This is a genomic window from Candidatus Methanomethylophilaceae archaeon, from assembly GCA_017524805.1.
Classification (GTDB): Archaea; Thermoplasmatota; Thermoplasmata; order Methanomassiliicoccales; family Methanomethylophilaceae; genus Methanoprimaticola.
The window spans coordinates 1-13,086 of record JAFXUX010000010.1; the positions used below are offsets into that span (position 1 = coordinate 1).

The window sequence follows — 13,086 nt, forward strand, 5'->3', positions numbered from 1 at the left end:
CAGCTCCGGCGCGACCGTCGTCATGGGGCAGGGAGGCTACGTCTACGACAGCACCTTCGACCAGAAGGTCAAGGCAGGTTACTCCTCGTTCCCGATCGACCAGATCAAGCTCCACGAGGCCAGATGGATCAACGGCATCGAGGGAATCGCGGCGACGATCACCATCGGCGCCCTCATGAACTGCTTCGACAACGAGAAGTATCAGGAGTATCTCGATTACATGGACAACATCAACGAGATTCTCAACAAAGCCACATCAACCATCCCGGCCGGAAGCGAGAAGAGCTACATCCTGCTCACTTCCCACTCCTGCAAGTCCCCCGCAGACCTCGGAATGGACACCATGTCCTCCGGCCTCGAGAACTACGCCGACGTTGCTACCGTGGTCAACCTCAAGATGACCAACGCATACCCGATCGGCGAGAGCGGATACATCACCGGCCTTTCCGTCGAGAACATCCTAAGATACAACCCCGACGTCATCTTCGTCGAGGCTGTCAGCGTCAACACCTACGAAGACTACGTATCGACCGTGAACAACATCGCCAAATGGCTGACCAACGCGGGATACACAGGCAAGATAATCGGTACCTCTTTCTCCGTCATGGGCGGGGCATCCAGCATCTCTCTCCTCCCGATTCTGTCCACATACGTGTACGGGACCGACGACTACAGCGAAGAGAGCGCGTGGCAGGATCTTGTCTACTACTACAACAACTTCCTCGGCGGAGACTACACCGTGGAAAGCATCAAGAAGACGATCAACGCCCCGTTCATCGTCGTCTGAACAAAAATTGCCCCTCTTCAGAGGGGCAAACCTTTCATTGGGTATCATGAGATTCATAGAAGAGATCGAAGAAGACCCGCTGATTGCGAAACCGATGTCCAGAATGGTCCGCGAATGGTCCAAGACGGACGAGGATGAATCGGAGGGATACCGCAAGCACATGGCGGACTACCACCGCACCATCCGCAGGCGCCTGTTCTTCATAGTCATATGCGTGATCATAACCATAATAACGGCTGGTTACGCCATTGCCTATGGACCGCTGGACATAAGCTTCGCGGATACCTACATTACCATCTGGAACCATATCGCTGGGAACATCCAGAACACAGGATTGGATTTCATAATAGTCAATGTGAGGGCCCCAAGGATAGTCGCCGGAATATTCGGCGGAATCGGATTGGCTATCTGCGGAGCTGTGCTTCAGTCGGTCCTCCGCAACCCTCTTGCCGATTCGTATACGACGGGAGTCTCCTCGGGAGCGTCTTTCGGAGCCACTCTGGCCATAACCCTTGGGCTTTCCGTCGTCAACAGCACCCCCACGGTCATAATGGCCTTCATCTTCTCTATGCTCCCCATACTTGCGATAGTATTGCTCTCGAAACACAGATCAGCCTCATCCCCGACCGTCATGATCATGTTTGGGATAGGATTGATGTACATTTTCAACGCCTTGACGACGGTGTTCATGCTCTGGTCGTCCCCCGAAGACCTGGCCGCCATCTACCATTGGCAGGTGGGAAGCCTGGCGAAGGTGACATGGGACAACATCCCGTACATGGCCGCCATAGTGATAGTTGGAACTATAGTGATACAATTGCTTTCGGGGAAGCTCAATGTGCTTGCGACCGGCGATGAGAACGCCAAAGCCCTGGGAATCAACCCCCACAGGCTCAGAGTTTTCCTTCTGGCGATCACTGGCCTTGTTTGCGCGGGAGTTGTGAGCTTCACCGGAGTCATAGGATTCGTCGGGCTGGTGACCCCCCACATCGTGAGGATATTCATCGGCGCGGACAACAGATACCTGATTCCCGCATCGGCCCTTTTCGGAGCCATGCTCATGGTGGTCTGCGACCTTCTTGGAAGAGCCGTGCTGGACCCTGCCGTCATACCCGTTGGAGTGGTCATGGCGTTCATCGGAGGTCCGACATTCATATGGTTGCTGGTAAGGAAAGGCAACAGCGCGTGGTGATGTCATGGGAAGCATCTCAGATCTGAAAAAGGACATGAAAGAGGCGCTGATGGGCGATGACGATTCTGATGCCGACAACATCGGGGACGTCACGATTGAGATGAAAGACGTCACATTCGGATACCGCTCCGGAGAGACGATCATCAGAGACATCAACCTGAAGATAGACCGCCCAGGCCTCTACTGCGTAATAGGGCCTAACGGGGTAGGAAAATCCACCCTCATCAAATGCATGAGCAAAATCGAAAACCTGACTTCCGGTGACATACTGATCAACGGACGCAGCATCAAGACAATGAGACACAAGGACGTCGCCAAATTCATTGGCTATGTGCCCGTCGTCTCCAAAGACGTCTTTTCGATGTCCGTCCTGGAGACCATCCTCATCGGATGCCAAAACCGCAGATCAGGAGATTCGGAAGAATCGAAGATGATGGCGGTTTACAAAGTGATGGTCCTGCTGAATATACAGGACCTGAGCGAGAAACTGTTCAGCGAGCTCTCTGCTGGTCAGCACCAAAAGGTCGCCATTGCGAGAGGGCTCGTCCAGAAGCCGAAAGTTCTGATCCTCGACGAGCCGACCGCCAATCTTGACGTGAAATACCAGGTCTACGTGGTCGAGCTTCTGAGGGCTCTGGCGGAGAGCGAGGGGATGATCGTGATAATGATCAGCCATGACCTGAATATCTCCGCGAAATATGCGCATGAAGTGGTGATGATGTCTCCCCCGGGAGTCATTTACAAAGTGGGAACACCCGAAGAAGTCATCACAAAAGAGAATATAGAAGAAGTCTACGGTGTGCATTGCAAAGTCATAGAGGACGAAGGGGCCCCGGTAGTCATATTGGGCCAATCCATGATGGACGAATTCGGCAATATAGACTGAAATGGATGTGATATTATAGCGAAAGAAGCAGGAAAAGAGACGCTGAAGTTCTGGGGCGAGTCCGCCAGAGGATACAAAGAAGGGGTCAAAAAAGAGCTCAAGAACAGAGAGACCAGCGATCGCTGGATCAAACTGATCCTGGACAACGCCCCCGAAAAAGATGTATTGAAAATTCTGGACATAGGGACGGGACCCGGATTCTTCACGATAAACCTAACCAAAATGGGCCACAAGGCCATCGGAATCGATGTGACCAAAGAGATGGTCCAAGTAGCTGAGGAGAACGCTCAGGAGCAGGGCGTAGAGTGCGAGTTCCGCGTCATGAACGCCAACAGCCTCGATTTCCCCGACAACACATTCGACCTGATCATCAACAGGGTGGTCACATGGACGCTGCCCGACACGTACGAATGCTACAGGGAATGGAGAAGAGTGCTGGCGCCCAACGGCAGGATCCTCGTATTCGATGCCAACCACTACGCCAACCTCTTCGACGAAGAGAAGGCGAGAACCATGCGCTCGGCCATGCGCGAGCACGTGAAAGCGGGATTGGAACCGTTCACAGACCATTATGACTTCCATGTACGCTGGACGTACTGGGAGAATTGCCCCATGATAGGCACGCCCAGGCCCGAATGGGACAGAAACATGATGTTCAAGCTCAGATTCGTGGACATCATCGTGGACGACAACCTGTTCCCAGATAAGGACTACGACAGAGGCACATCCGGGCCCATGTTCATGGTCAGAGCGGAGAAACCCAACCCAGACCAGGAGAACGAGTGCATCGTCAACGAGTACTGGAACGGCATCGCAGGAGTGGTCAGCGGCCGCGCTTCGATCATGCTTTCCAACGGAAAAGCACAGACTTGCGCGGAAGAGATCGCCAAACGCATACCGGCCGGATCGAAAGTGCTGGACCTCGGCACCGGATCCGGGAACGTGGCCATTCCTCTGTCGAAGATGGGATACTCCGTAGTCGGAGCCGACAGGGCTTTCGGCATGATAGAGATGGCCGAGATTACCGCCGAAGAATGCGGGGCTCCCGCGGAGTTCGCCGTCGCAGACGCTTACGACCTCCCGTTCGATGACGGAAGCTTCGATGCGGTAGTCATGCGCAACGTCGTCTGGAACCTTTTCAAACCTGGGAAGGCCCTCAAAGAAGCCGCGCGCGTCCTGAAAAAGGGCGGGAAACTGATCATCCTGGACGGCAACTGGCAGGCGAACATTGCGAAATGGAAGGGATCCGGATCCGACCCGGAAATCTTCCCCAACTATAAGAGCCGCGACCTTGGGCTGGGCGCCTACGACGTCATCGAGAAATACTATGCCAAACTCCCGCTGAACTCAGTCAGCAGGCCGGCATGGGATAAGGATGTCTTAGGGCGCTGCATGGCCTTGGAAGAATGCTCTCCATTCGAAGACCCGATGATAACCGACGATCTCAAACCGGTCTTGGGGAAAGGTTTCATATTGGTCTTCAAGAAATAAACAGGTATGGGGCTCTGCCCCTGCCTACCATTAAAGGGGTTGTCTGTCTGGAAGAGACTGAGCGCATAGCGCTGATGGGGAAGAATCCGCCGAAGGCGATCAGGGTAATGGCTATCCCTCTGATCTTCGCCTTCCTTCTGTCGAGCGTCCAGATTTACATAGATTCGTTCTGGTGCGCCGGGCTCGGCCCTGACGCCAACTCCGCCATCACATTGGCTGGACCGGTATATTGGGTGCTCCTTGACATAGGCGCCGGCCTTGGAGTGGGAGCCTCTACCGCGATATCCAGATCTCTGGGAGCTAAGGACTATGGCCGCTCCGACAGCCTCGCATCCCAGTCCCTGGTGCTTATAGCCTTGGTTTCGGTATGCCTCTCCATCCTGCTGTACGCATGCTCCCGCAGCATGATTTCGTTCATGAGCGGAGGAGAGAACGTAGACCTCAGCATGGAATACCTGATGCCTTTCCTCCTGTTCAGCCCGTTCCTGACTCTCAACGGAGTTATACTGGGGATGCTCAGGTCCGAAGGCGAGGCGAGGAAATCCTCCGGCCTCTCCATTGCTGCATCCCTGATCAACATCGTCCTCGATCCGATACTCATCTATGTCTTAGGCTTGGGGCTTCTGGGAGCGTCTCTCGCCACCGCGATTTCCTTCATCGCGACTACCGCGGTGGGTCTGTATTGGTATTCGTCAGGAAAGATGTTCATCAAACCGAAGCTCAGAGGATTCAGATTCATCAGAGAGCAGATATGGGACATCTGCAAAGTCGGCATCCCCCACTCCCTGGAACTGGCGCTGATTCCGCTAATGATGATGCCTCAGAATGCTTTGGTAGTGAAGGTCGGCGGCACGGACGGCATGATCACGTACAGCCTTCCGTATCGCTACATCACGCTGGCCATGGTCCCGGTACAAGCCATCGCGGCTTCCATGATCCCCGTGGTCTCCTACGCCATCGGAATGAGGAACAACGACAACGTCATGGCCGGGATCAGATATGCCCTCAAAGCTTCCATCATAATCTCGCTGGCGCTGACCGTGGTGCTCATCGTTCTGGCGGAACCGTTCTCGTACGCATTCACCTATTCCGATGATATGGCCAGATTCAGATCGGAGATAGCTATGGTCATCAGGATTTATGCCCTAGCCTTGCTTTCCATTTGCCTGACGCATCTTTGCTCTTCGATCCTTCAGGCACTGTGCTTCTCGCAGCTGGCCACCATCACCATGTTCATACGCGAGATCCTGTTCATCCTGTTCTACTACGTATCCACATTCTTCAGCATGACCGCTATCTATTGGTCTTTGGATGCCGCCGAATATTTGGGCCTGGCGATGATGCTGCTCTGCGTCTGGTATGCCCTGAAGAAAAAATACCCCGATGATCGGCTGTTCGGAAAGCCGAGGCCGGCTGGCGCGCGACGAATGGGGATTGTGAGATGGTCCGGCATAAACTGTGTTATAATGCCATTGCGCTTCGATCTGAGAAGCTGTTAACTAATACATCACTATTCTAAGCTCAAGGTGGGTCACCTACGAACCGCAAAAACGCCAAAAGAAGCCTCAATAAAAAGCTGGACCGTGCCGCGATAGCGCTCGGAGGGTTCGAAACCGTGAACCATCAATCCGACAGGAGAGATGCCGCTGCGGTGCGCATGCTTCCATGGCTGATCGTGGCTTGCTTGGTGGCGACATTCGCGCTGACGATCTTCAGGCAGAACTATGATTTCTGGATGTTCATAAACCGCCTCTGCACCATTTTCGCCATAGGTTTCGCTGTCTTAGGGGCCTGGGCAGTGCCCTATCTGAACAAAGGGCCATTCCCATTATGGCTGCTGACCGGCGTGTTCGTGATAGCGCTGGTGGTCGCATGGGCTTTGTTCACAGGTTCCGACGACGTCCTATATTTGGGAGGATTGGATGCCTATCAGACCTACGGATCCGAATACCTGACGGTTTTCCGCGCCCTCGATCTCATACTGACCCTGTTCATTATGGTGATGGCTCCGATAGGCATCCTGACCACCATATCTGCGATGCTCAGGAAATACATCCCCAGATTGCTTCTTTCCGTAGAGAGAGGAACGGATAAGGGAAAGAATCCCGCCGCGAAATTCTTCGGAGTGCCCGACGTGCTGGACATCGAAGAGGTAGAGGTCGATCCTGAAGACGAGGGCAACGCGGTCGATCTGGATTCGTTCATCTGGCTGGGGACTTACACGTTCTCGCTGGGGATTCTGGTATGCTCGATGCTGTTTCTCAACCCCATCATACTTGAGACGGTATCGAAAGACATCATAATCAGGGCCATGATCACCTTGACGCTGTTCCTCCCCGCCCTCGTGACCCCGTGGCTCTGCATCAAGAGCGTCGGCGCGAAAGCAATATCGGTGGCGCCCAGACCATATTATCTGTGGAAAGGCGCAAGGAAAAAGCTGTTCCTAGGGTTCGTAACATTGGGTCTGTTTTTCTTCAGCTTCCTGATATCCGTATACTATGGCAACACCGTCTGGACCATAGTAAGCTATTATCTGGAATATCTGATTCCAGCGGCCGCCATAACGTTCGTGACCTCGCTGGTCTATGCGAACTACTTCTCCAAGACTCTCAGAGATGGCGTCTGCGAAGATTTCCTCTATAAGAAAAGGCTCTGAGGTCCGGCGCCGATTGCGCTTCCTGTCCGCTTTCAATCTGGACAAGTCGTGAATCACAACGAAACATAGATAGTTTATCGCAAAAAAATCGTTTTGGCGCCGTTTTTGGATAAGTATTTTAATCATCCTCACATCAGCCAATCTGAGGTTACCAAATGGCCGAAAACAAGCTTGGTAAGAGAGTAAGCAAGTACAGGGAACAGCTCGAACTGTCGCAGGAACAGCTCGCAATCAACTCTGGACTTGATCTCGCTCTAATCAAGGACATAGAGGAGGGACGCACGTACCCGCCGGTCGGCCAGCTCATCAAGATCTCCCGCGCTCTGGGCCAAAGGCTCGGCACATTCATGGACGACCAGTTCCAACCGGACCCCATAGTCGTGAGGAAATCCGGCAGAGAATCCGAGGCATCCTCCAGAAGCGATTTCGGGGATTACCAGTATTTCCCGCTGGGAAAGGGGAAGACCGACAGGCATATGGAGCCCCTCTTCATAAAAATGGAAGAGGAGAAGATCCAGGAGATGTCCATCCACGAAGGCGAAGAATTCATAATCGTCGTCTCCGGCAAGGTGCTTCTGAGATACGGCAAGGAAGAGAGGATCCTCGAGGAGGGCGACAGCGCCTATTACAACTCGGTGGTCCCCCACTACGTCGGCTGCATCGGCGGGCCCGCGTCCATATATGCGGTCCTGTACACGCCCATATGAGGCGATATCCATGCCTTGCATCCCAAGAAAGAACATAACCAGCGATGAAAGGCTGGGTGATCTCATCGAGAAATGCGCTCGCGAGCATCCCGACAACGATGCGATCGTCTACGTCGACAGAGAGCTGAGGCTTTCATGGACCCAATGGAACGCGGAAGTCGACCTGGTCGCCAAAGGCCTCATGGGCATGGGCGTGAAAAAGGGGGAAAAAGTGGCGATATGGGCCACCAACGTCCCCGACTGGATCACCCTCATGTTCGCCACCGCCAAGATAGGCGCGATACTTCTCACCATCAACACCAATTACAGGAGAGCTGAGCTCGATTACGTCCTCAAGCAGTCCGACATGGAATACCTGTTCCTCATCGACGGAGTCAGGGACGTGGACTACGTCGACACAGTATACGATCTCATCCCGGAGCTGAGGAAACAGCCGAGAGAGACCTTCCACAGCGAGACCTACCCGTACCTCAAGAAAGTCGTGTTCCTCGGGCCCCAGAAGCACCGCGGGATGTACACGATGAATGAGGTGAAATCACTGGCCGTGAGCGTCAGCGACAGCGAGTATCAGGAGAGGAAGGATTCCGTCGATGTGCACGACGTCACTATGATGCAGTACACGTCCGGAACCACGGGATTCCCCAAGGGAGTCATGCTCACCCACTTCAACATCGCCAACGATGGATACTGGCTCGGCGCGAACATGAACTATTGCTCGGACGACCGCCTGTGCATCAACGTCCCGCTGTTCCATTGCTTCGGATGCGTGCTCGGAGTCATGGCGTGCATAAACCACTGCGTCACCATGGTCTTCTGCGAGGTGTTCGACCCGGTGAAGGTGATGACGTCCATCGAGACCGAGCGCTGCACCTCCGTGTACGGCGTCCCCACGATGTACATCAACATCCTGAACCACAAGCTGTTCAATAAATTCGATTTCTCATCCCTCAGAACCGGGATAATGGCCGGATCTCCATGCCCGATCAAAGCTATGGAACAGGTTGTCGACAAGATGAACATGAAGGAGATCACTATAGTCTACGGCCTGACCGAAGCTTCCCCGGGAATGACGCAGACGACCTACGACGAGCCTTCGATGGAGAAGAAATGCTCCTCCGTCGGGAAGAAGCTTCAGGGAATCGACACGGTCATCCTCGATCCAGAGACCTACGAGCCCTGCCCGGACGGCGTGATCGGCGAGTTCTGCTGCAAAGGCTACAACGTCATGAAAGGGTACTACAAGATGCCCGAGGAGACCGCCAAAGTCATCGACAAGAACGGATACCTCCATTCCGGAGATCTGGGATACAGGGATTCGGACGGATACTTCTATGTTACAGGAAGGATAAAGGACATGATCATCCGCGGCGGGGAAAACGTCTACCCCAAAGAGATAGAGGATTTCCTCTACCACTGCCCCGGGATCAGGGATGTGCAGGTCGTCGGAGTCCCCAGCCAGAAATATGGCGAGCAGGTCGGAGCATTCATCATAAAGGAGCCTGGATCCGATCTTACCGAGCAGGACGTCTTCGACTACTGCAAAGGCCAGATCGCCTGGTACAAATCCCCGAAGTTCGTCCAGTTCGTGGATGCGTTCCCGGAGAACGCCGCCGGAAAGATCAAGAAATACAAGCTCCGCGAGATGGCCCACGAAATCTGGCCGGATGCTTGAACCTTTTAAGGGGGCAGCTGTCCCCGCTTTTTTTATACCCACCGATAGATTCCGAAACCATGCCATTCTCAGTTCTCATCGTGGCCTATGGAACGGATCGCCCCGAAGGAAACGCGGCGGAGATCCAAGCGGACGAACTCACGGAGATCATCGGCACCGAGGTCCATACCGCGTACCTCCATGTGGGCGATCCGAAGATGGATGAGGCCCTGGCGGAGATCGCCCAGGAAAAGACGGATTCGTTGGTCGTGCTGCCTCTGTTCATGGCATCTGGAAGCCGCACCGACTCGCCGATCTTCGAGATATTCGACGTCAACGAGGACACCCGCAGAGGAAGCATAGAGCTGGAAGGGCGCCGCGTAGAGGTCTACGTCGCCGATACGTTCACCATGAGCCCAGAATATCCCGATGCGGTCCGCGATGCGGTCGGCAGAATGGCCGGGACAAAGGACGCAGGAATCATCGCGGTAGGGCATGGCTCAAGAGAAGGCAGGAATCTGAACGTCGTGAAGAATGGAGCCAGAGCGCTGAAGAACGCGGGATATGACGTCGTCTGCTGCAGCAACGAATTCAACGAGCCCTCGGTTGAGAAAGCGCTGGCCGAGACCGCTAAGAAACACGATTCGATATTCGTCCTGCCGATGTTCATCTCAGCGTCCAAGCATTCCAGGAAGGACGTTCCGATCAAGCTCGGCCTCGCAGAGAACGTCTCCGACGGCATGGTGAATGTCGGAGGCAAGAATGTTCATGTAAAGATAATGCAAGAGATCGGGTTGTGCCCCGAGATCACCGGCATCCTATGCGAATCGATCAGGGCATCAGGGTTCCGTTGATCCCGATCAAATAGGGCACCCTGCCCTGATCAATTTCACAGAATAATCTGGGGGCAGATAATATGTCCCCAAGCTCTTGCACTATAATTTAATCTCAGAAAATGGGAGGGGATTCCCTCCCGATAAGTTTCAGAAGAGAACGGTCTTGTCGGTGACGCCAACGATTTCCGCGCTGCCGCCCTCGAGGGTGAAGAACGCGATCTCAAGGTTGTTCTTGAGGTACATGCTGGCGATTTCGGGCAGAGCGGATCCGAAGGCCATGGAGAGCCTCTTGTCGTCGCAGAACACGGCTTTCCCATCCCAGCGGACGAATTCCTCCCCGTTGAAAGCGAGAATCTCGCAGTTGGGATTCTTCTGGATCTGGGCGTACACATCTTTGAAGGTCCCGATTCCGAAGTAGATCTTGCCGTCAAGAACAGTCTTGAATCCGAGCACCCTCATCCTGGGCTGGCCGTCGCGGTTGGTGGCGAGGACGAAGGCCCCTGCCTCATCGAGATAGCTGTCGATGAGCTCCATGGGGGTTGGCGGCTCAAGAGGCTCGATGAGCTGGGCTATCCATTTCTTCTCGTCGTCCGTGACTTTGCCGTCTATGGCGCAGATCATCAGGCAGAGCATGACGATCTTATCCTTGGTCTCGGGAGAGACGAGCTCGATGATATCGACCATAAGATCGGCGGCGTTCTTCACATTGTCAGGCTTGTCGAGGCCCATGTCCTTGAACATTTGGACCGCTTCCTCGTAGCTGACATCTTTCCCGGCGGATTTGTCGAAGAGAGGCTTTATGACGACGAACTCTTTCTCGGAGAGCTCCCCATCGGCGGCGACCGCGGCAAGAACGAAACTGAGGTAATCGGTGTAAGCGTCCATACCATCGGCGTTGATGATGCTGAGGTCATCGAGGACGCTGACGGAAAGCTGATTGAATTTCTGGTTGAAAGTGATGGGATCCATCTCTTCCAATGCTTTGCAGAGCTCTTCAAAACTGCTCATGAAGGTACGAATCGCATGGCTTTCTTATAATTATTACGCGCACGAGCGCAATAACACCGAGTTAGCGCATTATGATCAGACGTGCTTTCCGTGGTCTTTCCTGCGAATATCGACCCTCTTGATCTTTCCGCTGATGGATTTCGGGAGTTCGGAAACAAAATCGATGACCCTCGGATACTTGTAGGGAGCGGTGTTATGCTTCACGTAATCCTGGATCTCTTTTTTGAGCTCGTCGGATGGCTGGTACTTGTCCCTCAGAACGATCGTGGCTTTGACGAGGTTGCCTCTCACCGGGTCTGGGACAGAAGTCACGGCGCATTCTAGGACTGCGGGATGCTCCAGCACGCAGCTCTCGACCTCGAAGGGGCTGATCCTGTATCCGGAGGATTTGATTATATCGTCGTTCCTGCCGGAATACCAGAAATAACCGTCCTCGTCCTTCCATGCCACGTCGCCTGTGTGGTGCCACCCGCCGCGGAGCGTCTGCGCGGTCTTCTCCGGGTCTTTGTAATATTCTTTGAATATCCCGGGGACTCTGGGCTCGATGCTGACGACTATCTCCCCCTCCTCGCCGACATCGCATGGATTGCCGTCGTCATCGATGATCTCCACGCGATACTGCGGCGAAGGCTTTCCCATGGACCCAGGCTTGGGGATCATTCCTTTGAGAGTGCCGACGATGACGGACGATTCGGTCTGCCCGAACGCTTCCATCAGCCTCAGGCCGGTCGCCTCGTACCATTTGTTGTATGTGTCCGGATTCAGAGCTTCGCCTGCTATGCAGCAGTTCTTCAGCGAAGACAGATCATAGCCTTCGACGCCAGCGTTCAGATAGAGCCTGAACATCGTTGGCGGACAGCAGAACGTCGTGATCCTGTATTTCTCGATCATGCCGAGGATTCTGTGGGGATCGAACCTATCGAACTCGTAGACGAAGGTGCACCCTTCCATAATCCAGACCGAATAGATGCGTCCCCAAGCGGTCTTTGCCCACCCTGTGTCGGCGACCGTCCAATGGATGCCGTCGGGATCGACCTGGTGCCAGTGCTTCCCCAGAAGGGTATGGCCGAGCGGATACGTCTGGTCGTGGACCGCCATCTTCGGGTTGTCCGAGGTACCCGATGTGAAATACATGAGGAACTTGTCGGTCTTATGGGTGGGGACGCGCTCCCATACATCGGAATAGGTTTCCACCTCTGAATCGAAATCAAGCCATCCCTCCCTCTGGCCTCCGACTATGAATTTGCATGCCAGTTCTTTAGTGGATTCCGCCGCATCGAAGGAATCGGCGGCATCGGTCAGAACCGTGACCACGGCTGCTTTGATTCCGGCCGCTTTGATGCGGTAGTCTATGTCATGGGGTTTGAGCATGAAGGTCGCCGGGACCGGTATGGCGCCCATCTTATGGAGGGCGGTGATGATGTACCAGAACTGATAGCTGTCCTTGAGGACCAAGAGAACGAAATCGCCTTTCTTTATTCCTTTGGCCGCGAAATAATTGCAGGTTTTGTCGCTGAGCCTTTTTATGTCCGCAAAGGTGAATATCTTCTCGTTTCCGAAATCGTCCACCCAAATCATGGCCTTCCTGTCCGGGTCGTTGATGGCGATGTCATCAACTATGTCATAGGCAAAATTGAAGCTGTCCGGACAGTCTATGTCCATGTGCGTCAGAAGACCGTTTTCATCGTAGGTCTCCTTGACGTATCTGAGGTTGACGTTTCTCATAGTCCTTCGTCCTGATTGGGCCTATGATTGGATGCTCATATTTAATATCAATGAATCATTGGCCCGATTTTTACGAATTTCGTAGATAAAAATTCCATGTCTTTACGAATTTCGTTTTTATGTTTATCAAAATAATACGCTTTTCGT

Annotated in this window: 11 protein-coding genes; 9 read left to right on the plus strand and 2 right to left on the minus strand. The window is 53.8% G+C overall.

The window, feature by feature from the left end; all coding sequences use genetic code 11:
• The 9 genes from IKP20_03390 to IKP20_03430 form a co-directional block, all read left to right on the plus strand.
• On the plus strand, positions 1 to 787 hold a 787-nt coding region (locus IKP20_03390; protein ID MBR4504001.1), incomplete at its 5' end, for a hypothetical protein.
• 46 nt (positions 788 to 833) lie between these two features.
• Positions 834 to 1,979 (plus strand): iron ABC transporter permease, encoded by a 1,146-nt coding sequence (locus tag IKP20_03395; GenBank protein MBR4504002.1) that lies wholly within the window; start codon positions 834 to 836, stop codon positions 1,977 to 1,979.
• Between the two features lie 4 nt (positions 1,980 to 1,983).
• On the plus strand, positions 1,984 to 2,865 hold the full coding sequence (locus tag IKP20_03400) for an ABC transporter ATP-binding protein (GenBank protein ID MBR4504003.1): 882 nt from the start codon (positions 1,984 to 1,986) through the stop codon (positions 2,863 to 2,865).
• Between the two features lie 165 nt (positions 2,866 to 3,030).
• Complete coding sequence (locus IKP20_03405; protein ID MBR4504004.1) at positions 3,031 to 4,356, plus strand: class I SAM-dependent methyltransferase; 1,326 nt, start codon at positions 3,031 to 3,033, stop codon at positions 4,354 to 4,356.
• Positions 4,357 to 4,430: 74 nt separating this feature from the next.
• Complete coding sequence (locus IKP20_03410; GenBank protein MBR4504005.1) at positions 4,431 to 5,855, plus strand: MATE family efflux transporter; 1,425 nt, start codon at positions 4,431 to 4,433, stop codon at positions 5,853 to 5,855.
• Between the two features lie 158 nt (positions 5,856 to 6,013).
• Positions 6,014 to 7,012 (plus strand): hypothetical protein, encoded by a 999-nt coding sequence (locus tag IKP20_03415; GenBank protein ID MBR4504006.1) that lies wholly within the window; start codon positions 6,014 to 6,016, stop codon positions 7,010 to 7,012.
• Positions 7,013 to 7,167: 155 nt separating this feature from the next.
• Positions 7,168 to 7,719 (plus strand): cupin domain-containing protein, encoded by a 552-nt coding sequence (locus IKP20_03420; GenBank protein MBR4504007.1) that lies wholly within the window; start codon positions 7,168 to 7,170, stop codon positions 7,717 to 7,719.
• Between the two features lie 19 nt (positions 7,720 to 7,738).
• The gene (locus IKP20_03425; protein ID MBR4504008.1) at positions 7,739 to 9,391 is read left to right on the plus strand and encodes an AMP-binding protein; all 1,653 of its coding nucleotides are present in this window, start codon (positions 7,739 to 7,741) and stop codon (positions 9,389 to 9,391) included.
• A 59-nt stretch (positions 9,392 to 9,450) separates the two neighbouring features.
• The gene (locus IKP20_03430; protein ID MBR4504009.1) at positions 9,451 to 10,224 is read left to right on the plus strand and encodes a hypothetical protein; all 774 of its coding nucleotides are present in this window, start codon (positions 9,451 to 9,453) and stop codon (positions 10,222 to 10,224) included.
• A 129-nt stretch (positions 10,225 to 10,353) separates the two neighbouring features.
• Here IKP20_03430 and IKP20_03435 read toward each other — a convergent pair whose 3' ends face one another.
• Both IKP20_03435 and IKP20_03440 read right to left on the minus strand, forming a co-directional pair.
• A complete protein-coding gene (locus tag IKP20_03435) occupies positions 10,354 to 11,214 on the minus strand; it encodes a pyridoxamine 5'-phosphate oxidase family protein (protein ID MBR4504010.1) in 861 nt (286 codons plus the stop codon).
• A gap of 75 nt (positions 11,215 to 11,289) precedes the next feature.
• Positions 11,290 to 12,939 (minus strand): AMP-binding protein, encoded by a 1,650-nt coding sequence (locus IKP20_03440; GenBank protein MBR4504011.1) that lies wholly within the window; start codon positions 12,937 to 12,939, stop codon positions 11,290 to 11,292.
• Between the last annotated feature and the right edge of the window lie 147 nt (positions 12,940 to 13,086).